General features: G+C 62.4%; 11 protein-coding genes. 2 read left to right on the top strand and 9 right to left on the bottom strand.

Translation table 11 applies throughout. The annotated features are described in order from the left end of the window. Nucleotides 1-2: 2 nt before the first annotated feature. Genes PVW27_RS11515 through PVW27_RS11475 form a run of 9 tightly spaced genes read right to left on the bottom strand, consistent with a single transcriptional unit; the run spans nucleotide 3 to nucleotide 10,867 of the window. Complete coding sequence (locus tag PVW27_RS11515; RefSeq protein ID WP_274557862.1) at nucleotides 3-797, bottom strand: citryl-CoA lyase; 795 nt, start codon at nucleotides 795-797, stop codon at nucleotides 3-5. Then, entirely contained in the window at nucleotides 797-1,711 is a 915-nt protein-coding gene (locus PVW27_RS11510) for an SDR family NAD(P)-dependent oxidoreductase (RefSeq protein ID WP_274557861.1), read from the bottom strand. The genes PVW27_RS11515 and PVW27_RS11510 overlap by 1 nt, the downstream gene beginning before the upstream one ends. A 12-nt stretch (nucleotides 1,712-1,723) precedes the next feature. After that, complete coding sequence (locus PVW27_RS11505; RefSeq protein WP_274557859.1) at nucleotides 1,724-2,698, bottom strand: hydroxymethylglutaryl-CoA lyase; 975 nt, start codon at nucleotides 2,696-2,698, stop codon at nucleotides 1,724-1,726. Nucleotide 2,699: 1 nt separating this feature from the next. Next, a complete protein-coding gene (locus tag PVW27_RS11500; RefSeq protein WP_274557858.1) occupies nucleotides 2,700-4,709 on the bottom strand; it encodes an acetyl/propionyl/methylcrotonyl-CoA carboxylase subunit alpha in 2,010 nt (669 codons plus the stop codon). 10 nt (nucleotides 4,710-4,719) lie between these two features. After that, nucleotides 4,720-6,327 carry an acyl-CoA carboxylase subunit beta gene (locus tag PVW27_RS11495; RefSeq protein ID WP_073068768.1) on the bottom strand — a complete coding sequence of 536 codons (1,608 nt, stop codon included), beginning with the start codon at nucleotides 6,325-6,327 and terminating at the stop codon, nucleotides 4,720-4,722. After that, nucleotides 6,324-7,715, bottom strand: coding sequence for a phenylacetate--CoA ligase family protein (locus PVW27_RS11490; RefSeq protein ID WP_274557854.1), 1,392 nt, complete (start codon nucleotides 7,713-7,715; stop codon nucleotides 6,324-6,326). The genes PVW27_RS11495 and PVW27_RS11490 overlap by 4 nt, the downstream gene beginning before the upstream one ends. Before the next feature lie 26 nt (nucleotides 7,716-7,741). Continuing rightward, complete coding sequence (locus tag PVW27_RS11485) at nucleotides 7,742-8,902, bottom strand: acyl-CoA dehydrogenase family protein (RefSeq protein WP_047998038.1); 1,161 nt, start codon at nucleotides 8,900-8,902, stop codon at nucleotides 7,742-7,744. A gap of 7 nt (nucleotides 8,903-8,909) precedes the next feature. Then, on the bottom strand, nucleotides 8,910-9,689 hold the full coding sequence (locus PVW27_RS11480) for an enoyl-CoA hydratase/isomerase family protein (protein WP_047998037.1): 780 nt from the start codon (nucleotides 9,687-9,689) through the stop codon (nucleotides 8,910-8,912). Continuing rightward, complete coding sequence (locus tag PVW27_RS11475) at nucleotides 9,686-10,867, bottom strand: acyl-CoA dehydrogenase family protein (protein WP_047998036.1); 1,182 nt, start codon at nucleotides 10,865-10,867, stop codon at nucleotides 9,686-9,688. Before PVW27_RS11475 ends, PVW27_RS11480 begins: the two co-directional genes overlap by 4 nt. Before the next feature lie 94 nt (nucleotides 10,868-10,961). Between PVW27_RS11475 and PVW27_RS11470 the strand changes: the two genes are divergently transcribed. Together PVW27_RS11470 and PVW27_RS11465 are read left to right on the top strand one after the other, a co-directional pair. Further along, complete coding sequence (locus PVW27_RS11470; RefSeq protein WP_047998140.1) at nucleotides 10,962-12,995, top strand: NADPH-dependent 2,4-dienoyl-CoA reductase; 2,034 nt, start codon at nucleotides 10,962-10,964, stop codon at nucleotides 12,993-12,995. 22 nt (nucleotides 12,996-13,017) lie between these two features. After that, entirely contained in the window at nucleotides 13,018-14,538 is a 1,521-nt protein-coding gene (locus tag PVW27_RS11465) for a class I adenylate-forming enzyme family protein (RefSeq protein ID WP_274557845.1), read from the top strand. Nucleotides 14,539-14,545 lie beyond the last annotated feature (7 nt).

The raw sequence follows: 14,545 nt of genomic DNA, 5'->3' as shown, positions 1-14,545 counted from the left end.
GTTTATTTCGCTCCCGGTCCCGAGGTTTCAAGGATTTCCTGCTCGGCACGCTGCCACAGCTCATAGGAAATTGGGTTTTCGCTTTCCTCAAGGATATGGCCGACCAGCCCGATGGCCCGCGCCATCACCCCAAAGCCGCGCACGATCTTCCACGGAAAGCCGAATTCGCAGCAGATCGCGCCGATGGCACCGGTAGCGTTGATCGGCAGCATCTTGCCCGATCTCGCCTCGGCCACGCCCTGAATTTTCTGGATCAACTCGATGTATTGACCGGATTTGCCGTTCTCGGCTGCGATCTGGAACAGGCGCGGTGTGCGCGGATCGACCGGCTTGTGAACCGGGTGGCCCAGCCCCGGCACGATGGCCTTGCGGGCGTGGAACTTCTCAACCGTTTCCAGCGCTATGGCATCCAGATCGGCGCCGATGCCGCGCCTGTCCTGCGGCAGCGCCTCGTAGAGCATTTTTGAGGCGCCCTCCATCGAGCCGACAAAAACCGTGCCCAGCCCGCACAGTCCCGCCGCCACCGCCGCCTGAAGCGATTCCGGTGCGCCCATATAAGTCATGCGCGCGGCCAGCGCCGAGGGCGTGATGCCATGCTCCACCAGGGTGATGATGATGGCGTTGAAGACCCGGCTTTCCTCTGGCGTGGCCTTGCGGCCCGTCAGTTGCAGAAAGGCGAGATCGCCTAGGTTCATGTGGCCCAGAATCTCGTTCGGCAGATCAAGGCCCCGCACGCAGATCTTGTCCGGCGTGCTCCAGGCGATGTTCGAGCTAATCTTTTCCTTGCGTTTTCCCATCAGACCGGATCCCACGAAAAGACGTCCGCCGACACTTCGAGCGGTGTGAACTGCGATCTGAGCGTGGGCATGGCGCGCTCGGCGATTTCATCCGCTGTCCAGCCCTCGCCGGAATGAACCGACCGCACCGGGCGGGGCTGGTTGAACAGGAAGATCTCGTTCTTGCGAACCGCAAAGACTTGTCCGGACACGTCAGCCGCGTGGTCGCTCATCAGGAAACAGGCCATCGGCGCAACTTTTGCAGGGGTCATCTGCTTGATCTTCTCGACCCGCGCCACCTGTTCCGGGGTGTCTGTCTTGATAGACGAGATCATCCGGCTCCAGGCGAAGGGCGCGATGCAGTTCGACCGCACGTTCCACCGCTTCAGGTCGAGCGCAATCGATTTCGACAAGGCGGCGATGCCCAATTTGGCAGACGCATAATTGGCCTGCGCCAGATTGCCGATCAGACCCGAGGTCGAGGTCATGTGAACCAGAGCGCCGCCTTCCTGTTCGCGGAAATAATCGGCGGCAGCGCGGCTGGTATTGAAGGCACCATAAAGATGGACCTTCACCACCGCATCGAAATCCTCGTGTGTCATCTTGTGGAAAAACCCGTCGCGCAGGATGCCTGCGTTGTTGACCACCGCGTCAATGCGACCGAATTCCTTGACACCGGCCTCGATCATCGCACGCGCGGCCTCGGGGTCGGTGACCGAACCGCCATCGGCGATCGCATCACCTCCGGCGGCTTTGATCTCTGCGACGACGGCCTGAGCGGCGCTTTCGGTCTGGCCGGTGCCTTTCAGGGACGCCCCCAGATCATTGACTACCACCGCCGCCCCTTCGGACGCCGCCATCAGCGCGATATCGCGGCCGATACCGCCACCCGCGCCGGTGACCAGAACCACTTTTCCGTCAAGCGCCTTCGCCATCTTCATCCCTCCTCAGTTTGCCTTGCGGTACTTGTCGAGCCCGCCGGTATGCATGACCCGGCCCATGAGAGGCACGCCGATGATCTCTTCCGCCTTGACCGCCGCTGCGATCAGCTTGTCCAGATCAATGCCGGTTTCGATGCCAAGCTCGTGGCACAGGAACACCGCATCCTCAGTGCAGACATTTCCTGCGGCGCGGGCGTGGCCGTGGCCCGCGAAAGGACAGCCGCCAAGACCGGCGACCGAACTTTCGAACATGTCCACGCCCATCGACAGGGCGGCATGGAGATTGGCGATGCCAAGCCCGCGCGTGTCATGAATATGCATCCCGATAATATGCATCCCGATGCGGGCACTGGGTGCCAGTTCCCGCAGCGCGCCGATCATTCGTTTGACAGCCTCGGGGTTGCCCCAGCCCATTGTATCGGCGATCACAAGGATCGGTACGGGGATGTCCTCTTCTTCGCACAGCTGAAGAACGAAGCGGAAATCGTCCAAGATGCGCTCTTGCGGGATGGGGCCTTCGAGATTGCAGCCGAAGGCCGTCATCACATAGGCCGCGTCGATCGTATATCCCTCTTCCTTGTAAAGACGAACCCAGTCGCGTTGTTTTTCCCGCATTTCCGCGGAGGAACAATTGTTGTTCGATTGGGCAAACGCCTCGGAAGGATAAAACAGCAGGCGCGGGTCGATATCGACCTCATGCGCCGTCAGGGCCTTGCGAAACCCTTTGTCGTTCAGCCATAGTGACGTGTAATTCACGCCCGGCTTGCGCTTGATACGCTGGAACAACTCCCCGGTGTCCGCCATCTGCGGCACGTATTTCGGGCTGACAAAGCTGCCAACCTGAATGCGCTTCAGACCGGTGTCGCTGAGCATGTCGATCAGTTCGATCCGCTGTTCGATCGGATAGATCTTCTTTTCGATCTGAAAGCCCTCGCGCGGGCCTTCCTCACGAAATTCGACGAATTTGGGAAAGTCGCTCATCTCATTGCTCCTCGGATGGCAGTATCTCGGCGATGACCTGGCCGCGATTGACCATGTCACCATTCGAGACGGATATCTTGCTGGCGGTACCGGCTGCGGCAGCGCGGATCGAGATTTCAAGTTTCATTGATTCCATGACCGCGATCACGTCGCCTGCGGCGACGGGTTGACCGTCGGTCACCTTGATCTCGACGATCATGCCGGTTAGCGGCGAGACCACGGCGCGATCCGCTGCCGCATCGCCGCCGGCAAAGGCCAGCGGCGTGGCCGGGCGAAAGATCAGCCGACCTTCGGGCGTGTCCATCTCAATCACCCCGGCGTGGAGCCGCGCGTCGATCAAAAGGACGGTATCGCCCTCGCTCAGGCGCCATCGACCCGGCGTGATTTCACGCGCGGTCAACATGGTAGCATCGCCGTTTTCCGAAATAACGGTGTATTTGTCACCCGGTTTGACAGGGCCGACGCGCAATTCCTCCGATGCACCGGCGGAATCGGTGAGCGTCACGCGCTGTTCCGCCTCAACCGCATCTCCACCCAGGCCAAGCCGCCAGCCGGTGAAGGTATCGCGGTTGCTCCAGGGATCCACGTCCGCATCGCGGCGCGACGTTGCCACGAACAGAATCGCGGCTGCCGCCTTCCACCGCTCGGGGCGGGTAAGGGGGGCCGGCTGTGTCAGCGCGTCAAGCCGGCCGTCGATCCAGCGCGTATGAACCTGCATCTGCCCGAATTCGGGGTTTCGCGCTAGCGCCGTCAGAAAGGCACGGTTAGTTTCCACGCCCTCCACCGCGATATGGTCCAGCGCCGTCGCCAGCCGCGCCAAGGCGGTTTCCCGGTCGGGCGCGTGAACGATCAGCTTAGCGATCATCGGGTCGTAATAGGGCGTCACCGCGTCGCCTTCTTCGACACCGCTGTCGATCCGCAGGCCGCCGGGCAGGCTGAGCGTGGTCAGCGTGCCCGTCGAGGGGGCGAATTGCATGGCCGGGTCTTCGGCATAAAGCCGCGCCTCGACGGCGTGGCCGTTGATCCGCAGATCCTCCTGAACAAGCCCCAAGCCCGCGCCCTCCGCAAGGCGCAGGTGCAACGCGACCAGGTCCAGCCCGGTGATCGCCTCTGTGACGGGGTGTTCCACCTGGATGCGCGGGTTCACCTCCAGAAAGAAATACTTGTCCCCCGCGACCAGAAATTCGACCGTGCCCAGGCCGCGATAATTGAGCGTTTCGCCCAGGCGCACCGCGTCATGCGCGATCTCGTCAAGAAGCGCGCGAGGCAAGCCCCAAGCCGGGGCCTCTTCGATGACCTTCTGGTGGCGGCGCTGAAGCGTGCAGTCGCGCTCGAACAGGTGCAGCACATGGCCCTTGCCGTCGCCCGCGATCTGCACCTCGACATGGCGTGCCTCGGGCAGGAAGCGTTCCAGCAGAAGGCCCTCGGAGCCAAAGGTGGACTTTGCTTCGCGCAGCGCGCCCTCGATGTCCTCCACAAGCGTGGCTTCAACCGTCACGAGCCGCTGCCCGCGCCCGCCGCCGCCGCCGACCGCCTTGAGCAGCACCGGTAGGCCCATCTTGCGCACTTCCTGTGCGATTTCCTGCGGGTTGGAGCGCGCGCCCTGGGCGCCCGAGACAACCGGAATGCCGGCAGCAACCGCCGCGTCCTTGGCGCTGGCCTTGTCGCCGAAGCGTTCCAGCGTTTCCGGTGTCGGCCCCATGAAGATCATGCCTGCGGCTTCGACCGCGCGGGCGAAATCTGCGTTCTCTGCCAGAAAGCCGTAACCGGGATGGATCGCATCGGCGCCGACGGATCTGGCGGCGGCGATGACTGCGTCGATCTTCAGATAGCTCTCGGATGCGGGACCGGCGCCGATGCAGACAGATTTGCCGATCTCACGGACGTGAAGGGCGTTGGCGTCGGCCTGCGAATGCACGCCAACAGGGGTGATGCCGCTGGCCCGCGCGGTGCGTGCGATTCGGCAGGCGATTTCGCCGCGATTGGCGATAAGAAGCGTTTTGATTTTCATGGTTTGCGCCTCACATCCTGAACACGCCGAAATGCGTTTCGACCTTGGGCCTGCGCGAAGCGATGTCCAGCATCAGCGCCATGACGTCCCGGGTCTCGGCAGGCTCGATCACGCTGTCGATCCAGAGGTTGGAGGCGAAATTGTAGGCCCCCTGGAAATCTTCGTATTCCTTGCGGATTGGTGCCTTGAAGGTTTCCTCCTCCTCGGGTGTCCATTTCTTGCCTTCGCGTTCGTTGATCTGGGCGCGCACCTGCGCTAGCACGCTGGCGGCCTGTTCCGGCCCCATGATCGCGGACCGGCCCGTGGGCCAGGCGAACATCGCGTCCGGCTGGAACGGGCGGCCAAGCATGGCCAGGTAACCCGCCCCGTAAGAGCCGCCGGTGATGATGGTGAACTTCGGCACCCGCGCCGAAGACATGGCGGTGATCATCTTGGCGCCCGCCTTGGCAATGCCCATCTGCTCGACGTCGCGGCCGACCATGAAGCCGTTCACATCCGCGAGGAACAGCAGCGGGATATCGCGCTGGACGCAGAGATTGATGAAATGCGTAGCCTTCAGCGCGGCCTCGACAAAGAGCACGCCGGTGTTGGCCAGGATGCCGACCTCGTGGCCATGGATTCGGCCCCAGCCGGTCATGAGGGTGTCGCCGAAAAGTGGCTTGAACTCGTGAAAATCGCTGTCATCGACAAGGCGCGCAACAATCTCGCGGTTGTCGGTCGGCACCCTTGGGTCTCGGCTGACGACGCCATAGATCTCCTCGACCGGATAGGCGGGGGGGCGCGGCGACGTCGGCGTCTTGCGCGGCTGCGGTTTTTCGCCCAGGTGGCTGACGATTTCGCGGGTGATGGCCAGCGCGTGCGCGTCATCCTCGGCAAGATGGTCTGTCACGCCGGAAACGGACGAATGCATCTTGCCGCCGCCCAGCGTTTCGGCATCGACCTTTTCGCCGGTCGCAGCAAAGGTCAATTCTGGCCCGCCCAGATACATGAAGCCCTGACCGCGCACGATCACCACCTCGTCGCAAAGCGCCGGGATATAGGCGCCGCCCGCGGTGCAGGGCCCCATGACCACGGCGATCTGCGGTACGCCATCGCCCGACATGCCGATCTGTTGATGGAAGATTGAGCCGAACTGCCCCTCATCGGGAAAGATACTCGCCTGCTCCGGCAGAAACGCCCCGCCGGAATCGACCAGGGTGATCACCGGAAGACGGTTTTTCCAGGCGATTTTCTGCGCCCGGACGTGTTTGCGGCAGGTCATGCCGAAATAGGTGCCGCCCTTCACGGTAGCGTCATTGGCGATTATCATGCACTGACGTCCCTCGATCACGCCGATGCCGGTGATGATCCCTGCACCGGGTGGCACGCCTTCATATTTGTTCAGCCCGGCGAGTTCTCCGATTTCGAGAAAGGGCGTTCCCGGATCGATCAGCCGCTCGACCCGTTCGCGCGGCAGGATCTTGCCTTTGCTGACATGCCGTTCCCGCGCATTTTCCGGGCCGCCGACGCGTTGTAGCAGCCGAAGCGCATGCAGTTCGCCGACCTTTTCCCGGTAAAGCGCATCGTTTTTCCGGAAGTCGTCGGACCCGGTGTCGAGAAGGGATTTCATTTTCGTCATGGCAGGTCCGGGTACTTTCTGAGGACAAAGGCGACCTTAGCTGCGCCGGGTTTTTCAAACGTATCAGGCGCGACCAGGCGAATGTCGGCCCTGAAAACGAGGGCATCGCGCAAGCGCTGCTCAATCTTATTCTTGAGGGCGTTGTCATCAGATGGATCGCGACCGGGACCGCGTTCGACGATCACTTTCAGCGCGCCCTGAGTAGTGTGGCCTTCGAAATCTGCCACGATCCGCATGACACCATTGGTTTCGGGCACCATTTCTGTGATCACGCTGTTGATCGCCGAAGGAAACACATTGGCCCCGCGCACAATCAGCATGTCGTCGGTCCGACCGGTGCAACGGATCTTGGGGCCGGTGCGGCCGCAGGAGCACTCGGTGTCGATGACCTCAATATAATCGCCCGACCGGAACCGCACCAGCGGGCTTGCCCGCCGGCCGATCGCGGTATAGATCATCTCGCCCTCGGCGCCTTTTTTCCAAGGAATGATCTCGCCACTTTCGGGATTGAGCAGTTCGGTGATGATGTAGTCCATGTTGACCATATGCATGCCCGATTGCGCGTCGCATTCGGCCCAATAGGTCACGCCCAGATCGGTGCCCCCCAGCATCTCGGTGCATTTGGCACCCCAGGCCGCTTCGATCTTGGCGCGGATCGCCGGGATGCCGCCGCCCGGTTCGCCGCCCACTATCACCCGCTCGACGCCCAGCTCGCTGGCCTTGCAGCCAAGCACTTCCGGAGCCTTTTCGGCCAGATGCAGAACGAAGTTAGGTGCGCCGACGATACAGCGCGGGCGCGTGTCCGCACAAGCGCGCAGCAACCTTTCCGCGCCGCCATCAGCCCCCACCGGCACGTCGATCGCACCCATGTATTGCAGTCCCTGCATCACCGGGATGCCGCCGACAAAGCCCTTGGCCAGCGAAAACGCATGCAGCACCATGTCGCCGGGCCGCACGCCGTTGGCAAAGAAACAGCGCGCCGTCATCTCGTGCCACATCTCGGCGTCGGATTCGGTCAGGGCCACATATGCGGGGCTGCCGGTTGTCCCCGACGAGGCCTGCATCTGGATGATGTCGGCCATCGGCGCGGCGCGGTGCTTGCCGAAGGGCGGCTCTGCCGCGAGGCTTTCGCGAATCTCGGTCTTGTATGTGTAGGGCAGCTTTTGCAGGTCTTCGATGGTGCGGATATCGCCGAATTCCGCACCGGCGTCGGCGAACTTCTCCTGATAGAAGGTCGAGTTCGCCTTGAGATAGGCCATTTGATCGCGCAGCCGCTCTTCCTGAATGCGGCGCACCTCCTCTAGCGGCGTGCCCTCGACTGGGTGCCAGAAGTGATCGTTTACCTTGTCGGCGGCATCCTCCCGCCGGAAGCGCATTCCAAATTGCATATTATCCTCCATTCCCGGCCCGTCGATCAATAGGACCGCGGCAGACCCATGACCTTTTCGCCGATGAAGCTGAGGCACAGCTCGCGGTTCACGGGTGCCGTACGCAACAGGCGCACCAGCGGATACATCTCGTAGAGTCCGGTATCCTCGGTGAAACCCGATCCGCCATGCGCCTGCAGTGCGGCGTCCACCGCTTCGATCCCGGCTTCGGCGGCGAAGTATTTGGCCATGTTCGACGAGGCCCCCGCCGGCAGCTTGTTGTCGAACTCCCACGCGGCGCGACGGGTCATCAGGCTGGCCATTTCAATGGCGGTGTAGGCCTTGGCCATCGGGTGCTGCACACCCTGGTGCGCCCCGATGGGTTGACCGAAGACATTGCGTTCGGACGCATAGGCCACACCTTTGTTCAGGGCGAAGCGGCCGATGCCGCAGCATAGTGCGGCCAGGATGATGCGCTCGGGGTTGAGGCTGTCGAACAGGATGGAAAACCCTTCGTCCACTTCGCCGACCACGTCCTCGGGACCCAGATCCACCTCGTCGAAAAACAGGGTCCACTGTTCTTCGGGCAAGGGGATCGAGATCTTCACCCGTTGTTGCGCGACGCCCTTCTTTTTCAGGTCCACGGCAAAAAGGGTGAACCCGTCGGTCTTGCGGCTGACCTCGGTGTGCGGCTTGGTCCGCGCCACAACCAGGCAATAGTCGGACACATCGGCCCCGGTGATGAAGGTCTTTTCCCCCGTCAGGCTGAACCGGTTGCCCCGGCGCTTGGCCAGCGTGGTGGACTTCATCGTGTTCGACCCGGCCCCCGGTTCGGTGATCGCGAAACAGAACTGGATTTCGCCCCGGCAGGCGGCTGGAAGCAGCTCTTTCTTGTGGAACTCGGTGCCGTGGCTGGCGATATGGGCCAGCGACATGGTCGGGCCGACCACCATCATCAGCAGCGGAATGCCGTGATTGGCCGTGCCTTCCATGAACAGGGCCATCTCGGTCATGCCAAGCCCGGCACCGCCGTATTCTTCGGGAACCATGATGCCCAGAAAGCCGTCATCGGCAATCTTTTGGAACATGTCCCTGGGAAATTCATGTTTCCGGGCATGCCGCAGCCAATAATCGTTGTCGAATTCTTGCGCCAACTGACCGCCGTATTCGTAGATCTGGCGTTGTTCGTCGTTCAAAGTGAATTCCATGTTTTCCTCAAGTCTTGAATTCGGGGGCGCGCCGGTTCTCGAATGCGTCGAGCCCCTCGGCCACGTCATCACTGGGCAGCGCGCGCACGGCGGCGTCACGCTCCAGCCGCATTTGCTGGTCGATGCCCAGGTCCGCACCTTCCCGTGCCAGCCGCTTCATCTCGGCGATACCGGGACGCGACCGGGTCGCGATCTTTTGGCAGTATTCCAGCGCGGACTTGTGCAGATCCGCTTCCGGCACGATGTAATTGACCAAACCCGCCTCTTTGGCCTCCTCGGCCTTCAGCCAGCGAGCCGAAAACATCAAGTCAAGCGCCCGGCGTTGTCCCATCAGCCGCGTCAGCCGCTGCGAACCGCCCCAACCGGGTATCAGACCAAATTGCGCATGCTGATCGCCGAACTGCGCCGTTTCGGCTCCGAAACACACGTCACATGCTAGCATTAGTTCGACCCCGCCGGCCAAACACAAGCCCTGCACTGCCACTACGACAGGGAGGGAGGAGGATTCGAGTGCGCGCAGGTTGTTCATGCCAAAGGCGATGAAATGGTCCAGCGCGGCGGGATCGTTCAGTTTGCCCTTCACCTCAGTCAGATCGGCTCCGGTGCAAAAATGTTTGCCCTGTGCCCGGATCAGGATCGACCGAACATTCCGTTCGGCCTCGAACCTGGCGCGCGCGTTCGAAATGCATTCATGCACCTTGAGCGACAAGCAATTGAACTTCTCTGGTCGAGCCAGCTCGATGATGCCGACGCTACCTTCGATGGTTACGGCGACGGGAGCGCTCATTTCGCTACTCCCTTCGCCTTCTTGTCATACTGCAGCGCCAGCCGCCCGACCTTCTCGCGGGCAATCACCAGCTTCTGGATCTGCGCGGTGCCGTCGCCAATCTGCAGACCGAGCACGTCGTTGTAACGCTGATGATGGGGCAGGTCGGTGGTGTATCCGTAATGCCCGTGCAGGATCAGACACTGGTGAATGATCTCGCAGGCGGTCTTGGGCAGATACCACTTGCACATCGCCGCCTCGGAGGTATGGGGCAGGCCGCGGTCGCGCAGATCCAGCGTGTAATAACAAAGCTGCCGCATCATGGTAAGTTGCGTCTCGGCCTCTGCCAGCGGGAAGCTGACGCCCTGATATTGCACGATGGGGGCGCCGAACGCCTCGCGTTCCCGGACATAGGCCCAGGTTTCGTCCACCGATGCCTGTGCCGCGCCCAGACATTCCAGTCCTATCAGCGCGCGGGAATAGTCGAACCCCGCCATGATCGTGCCGAAAGCGCGGTCCTGTTCGGCCATCATGCTTTCGGCCGGCACAAACACATCGTCGAAAAACACTGATCCGCGTCCGACCGGCTTGGTGCCGATGTCGTCGAAATGGGTACGCTTGATGCCCTCCTGGTTCAGATCGACAAAAAACGCGCTGACCCCGCGTGAGCCGCCGTCCGGATCGCCGGTACGCGCAAAGACTACCGCCGCATCGGCTTGGGATGCAAAGCTCATCGAGGTCTTCTCGCCGTTCAGCCGCCAGCCGTTGCCGGACTTCGTGGCCTTGAGGATCAGGTTCGCCGCGTCCGAACCGCCGCGCGGTTCGGTCAGGCCCAAGCCAATGACGGCCTCCCCCGAGACTACCTTGGGCACCCATTCCGAAGCGATCTCCTGGGAAGCATGCTTGGCCACCATCCCCCCCATGAGAGAGCCGAGGAGCTGAACATAGCTTGCGTTGAAATCGGCATAGGCGATTTCCTCGACGATCAGCCCGGAAGTAACCGAACTTTCGCCAAGTCCGCCGAATTCCTCCGGCAGATCGGCACCAATTAGCCCAAGCGCGCCCATGTCGCGGATCAGCGCTCGGTCAAATGTGTGGCCGCTTGCGCGCTCCTGATAGCTGGGCGCCAGTTTTTCAGTGGCGAATCGCTTGGCGGTTTCGCGAAACGCCTTTTGATCCTCTGTTGGCTGGAATTGCATCGGCGCTCCTCCCCGTGACCGAAATATACTCTTCCCAAAAATCTAACGAATGTTAGAATATAGTTCAAGCAAAGATTTGAGGAGGATGTTCACAATGGGAAACACGCAAAGGGAAAGCTTCGGAAACCTGCTTTCGCCCATCCGCGCAGGCACACACATGGTGCGAAACCGGATCATCATGGGGTCGATGCACACACGGCTGGAAACCGAGCCCGATGGCATTTCCAAACAGATCGCGTTCTACGCTGAACGGGCCCGGGGGGAGGCGGCGATTCTGGTCACCGGAGGGTTTTCTCCCAATGCCGAGGGGCTGTTCGATCCGGAAGGTCCGCGAATCGACGACCCGGACGAGGCCATGCACCTGCGTCCGATCTGCGAGGCGGTCCAAGCCGAAGGCAGCCTGTTCTGCGCGCAATTGCTTCATGCCGGACGCTACGCAAAGATCGAGGGCTGCGTGGCGCCATCACCGATTCGCGCGCCGATCAACCGTTTCATCCCGCGTGAGATGACCGACGCCGATATTCGCCGCACCATTGCGGATTTCGCCAAAGCCGCAGCCAACGCCCAGGCCGCGGGGTTCGATGGCGTCGAGATCATGGGTTCCGAAGGATACCTCATCAACGAATTCACTGTCACGCATACCAACAAGCGTGAAGACGACTGGGGCGGCAGCGCCGAGAACCGACACCGCTTTCCGGTCGAGATCGTGCGCGCCGTGCGAGACCAATGCGGGCCGGATTTCCTTGTCATCTACCGAATTTCGGCGGCTGATCTGGTCGAGGGCGGCGCGCCCGCCGATGAAATTGCGGCACTGGCGCGCAAGATCGAGGCGGCGGGGGCGGATATTCTGAACACCGGCATCGGTTGGCACGAAGCGCGCGTGCCGACGATTGCTTATCCGGTTCCGCGAGGTGCCTGGCGGCAGGCGGCGGCCAATGTGAAGGCCGCAGTGTCCATTCCTGTGGTCGCCTCGAACCGGATCAACACGCCCGCAATGGCCGAGGACATCCTTGCCTCTGGCGAGGCAGACATGATCTCGATGGCCCGGCCCTTTCTGGCCGACCCGCATTTCGTCAAGAAGGTGCGCGAGGGCCGCGCGGACGAGATCAACACCTGCATCGCCTGCAACCAAGCCTGTCTGGATTTTATCTTTTCCGACCGGCCGGTGAGCTGTCTGGTCAACCCTCGGGCAGGCCGCGAAACCGAATTCCGGGACACGCCGACAGATTCACCCCGGAAGGTGGCGGTTGTCGGCGGCGGCGCCGCGGGCATGGCCACGGCGGCCGAGGCGGCACGGCTGGGCCATGTCGTCACCTTGTTCGAAGCCCATGACAGGCTGGGCGGTCAATTGAACCTGGCGCGTGCGGCGCCGGGCAAGGACGAGTTCGACGAAACCCTGCGCTATTATTCCGGCCAGATGCACAAACACGGCGTCACGCTGCGCCTGGGGCAGCGGGCCGGTCTGGATGATCTGACCGGTTTCGACCATGTAGTGATCGCCACAGGGGTCACGCCGCGCATTCCCGATCTGCCGGGCGTGGACCATCCGAGCGTTGCCACCTATGCCGAGATCCTGTCCGGCGAACGTGCTGCGGGTGACAACGTCGTGGTGATGGGGGCAGGCGGCATCGGCCATGACGTGGCCGAATTCCTCGTGACCGGATCGGCAGAGGTCCACAGCACCAACGCATTCTGCGAGACATGGGGCGTAGACCCGACATTCGCCGCGTCGGGCGGTCTTGCGGGCGATCCGCTGGCACCGAAACCTTCGCGTCGCAAGGTGGTCATGCTTCAGCGAAAAACCTCGAAACCGGGGGCAGGGCTTGGCGTCTCCACGGGCTGGATCCTGCGCAACGCGCTGCGCAAACACGGGGTCGAGGCCATGGGCGGCGTGGTCTATGACCGTATCGACGACGCGGGGCTGCATATCCTCATGGACGGAAAGCCAAAGGTCATCGCCGCCGATACGATCGTGCTGTGCACCGGGCAGGAGCCAGAGCGGGCGCTGGCCGAGGCCCTCGCCGGGCGCGGAGTCACCGTCACGATGATCGGCGGGGCAAAAGAGGCGGCGGAGCTTGACGCGCTGCGCGCCATTGATGAAGGGGTGCGTTTGGCGCAGGGTCTTTGAATTGGCATGAGGGGAGGATGCGATGCAGCCAGAGGTTTTTCGCGCAGGACGCACCGATCTGTATTCGATCTTTCGAAGCCGCGCGCAGAACAGTGCCAGGGTTCTTGCCGCCGAGGACGGTCGCAAACGGCAGACCTACGCCGAGTTGCTGGAGCGGGTTGATCGTCTGGCCGCCGTCTTTCTGGCGAGAGGCGTCACGCCCGGAGACAGGATCGCGATCCTGTCCCACAACCGGGCGGAATATCTTGAAACCGAACTGGCCGCTGCGGGGATCGGCGCAATCGTCGCCTGCCTGAACTGGCGGCTTGCGCCGGATGAACTGCGGCATTGCATCGACCTGGTCGAGCCGGTTCTGGCGCTGGTCGAACCCGGCCTGCGCGGCGCGTATCATGCGGTCTCCGCTACCCGATGCATGGAGATCGGGCCGGATCTGGACGCGGCCATCGCTGGGGCCAAACCAGATCCGCGCACCGGAACCCTGGTGGAGGATCCCGAGGCCGGGCTGACGATCCTTTACACATCGGGGACGACAGGCCGACCCAAGGGGGCGCTGATCAGCCACCGCGCCCATATCGCTAGATCCATGGTCTTCGCGGCGCAACTGGCGCTCGATCCCGGCGACGGCTTCATCGCCTGGGCGCCCATGTTTCACATGGCGTCCACCGATCATGCGCTGGCGACGATCTTGCGCGGCGGCACGGTGGTGATGGTGGACGGGTTGCAACCTGCCGTCATCAATGAGGCGCTGTCACGCCACAGGATCGGCTGGTTCGTGATGATGCCGGGCGCGTTGGATGCCTTCATCGCCGAGCGGCGCGCCAACCCGCTGCCGGTGAAAGGGATCAAGGTCTGCGGCGCGATGGCTGATCTGGTGCCTCCACATCAGATCGCGGAGTTGACCAGCCTTCTGGACACGCCCTTCCTGAATTCCTTCGGGGCGACCGAAACCGGCTTGCCGCCTGGCACCGCGGGTCTGATCGCGCCCGGTGTCATACCCGAAAAACTGTCCAAACGGATCAGCGCATTCTGCGAGGTCCGGCTGGTTGACCCTGAAGACCGCGACGTTCCCGACGGAACGCCCGGTGAAATGGCGATGCGCGGCCCGACGCTGTTCTCTGGCTACTGGAACGCCAACGCCACCAATGCCCGAGACTTTCGCAACGGGTTCTTCCACATGGGCGATCTGTTCCGGCGCAATCCCGATGGCACGATCGACTTTGTGGACAGGGTGAAATACCTGATCAAGACCGGCGGCGAGAACGTCTATCCGGCGGAAATCGAGCGCGTGCTTCTGGCGCATCCGTCTGTTGTCGAAGCGGCGGTGGTGCGGGCGTTCGACGCGAAATGGGGCGAAGCCCCGGTGGCCTTTGTCGCCTGCGGCAATGACCGACCGGATGCGGATGCGCTGATGAATTTGTGCCGCGAAAGTCTGGCAGGCTACAAACGCCCGCGCGAGCTGCATTTCATCGCATTCGACGATTTCCCCAGATCGACCAGCGGAAAGGTCCAGCGGCATGTCCTCGAAGCCCGGTTGAAGGTCTGACCCGCCC

The organism is Seohaeicola sp. 4SK31 (genome assembly GCF_028802875.1).
In the GTDB taxonomy this organism is placed as follows: Bacteria; Pseudomonadota; Alphaproteobacteria; order Rhodobacterales; family Rhodobacteraceae; genus Seohaeicola.
The sequence above is the reverse complement of the archived record's forward strand: the minus strand, read 5'-3'. Positions and strand labels throughout refer to the sequence as shown.

Excerpts from the sequence above, each read along its gene's own strand:
- PVW27_RS11515 (WP_274557862.1), bottom strand. The coding sequence starts at position 797 with ATGGGAAAACGCAAGGAAAAGATTAGCTCGAACATCGCCTGGAGCACG.
- PVW27_RS11510 (WP_274557861.1), bottom strand. The coding sequence starts at position 1,711 with ATGGCGAAGGCGCTTGACGGAAAAGTGGTTCTGGTCACCGGCGCGGGT.
- PVW27_RS11505 (WP_274557859.1), bottom strand. The coding sequence starts at position 2,698 with ATGAGCGACTTTCCCAAATTCGTCGAATTTCGTGAGGAAGGCCCGCGC.
- PVW27_RS11500 (WP_274557858.1), bottom strand. The coding sequence starts at position 4,709 with ATGAAAATCAAAACGCTTCTTATCGCCAATCGCGGCGAAATCGCCTGC.
- PVW27_RS11495 (WP_073068768.1), bottom strand. The coding sequence starts at position 6,327 with ATGACGAAAATGAAATCCCTTCTCGACACCGGGTCCGACGACTTCCGG.
- PVW27_RS11490 (WP_274557854.1), bottom strand. The coding sequence starts at position 7,715 with ATGCAATTTGGAATGCGCTTCCGGCGGGAGGATGCCGCCGACAAGGTA.
- PVW27_RS11485 (WP_047998038.1), bottom strand. The coding sequence starts at position 8,902 with ATGGAATTCACTTTGAACGACGAACAACGCCAGATCTACGAATACGGC.
- PVW27_RS11480 (WP_047998037.1), bottom strand. The coding sequence starts at position 9,689 with ATGAGCGCTCCCGTCGCCGTAACCATCGAAGGTAGCGTCGGCATCATC.
- PVW27_RS11475 (WP_047998036.1), bottom strand. The coding sequence starts at position 10,867 with ATGCAATTCCAGCCAACAGAGGATCAAAAGGCGTTTCGCGAAACCGCC.
- PVW27_RS11470 (WP_047998140.1), top strand. The coding sequence starts at position 10,962 with ATGGGAAACACGCAAAGGGAAAGCTTCGGAAACCTGCTTTCGCCCATC.
- PVW27_RS11465 (WP_274557845.1), top strand. The coding sequence starts at position 13,018 with ATGCAGCCAGAGGTTTTTCGCGCAGGACGCACCGATCTGTATTCGATC.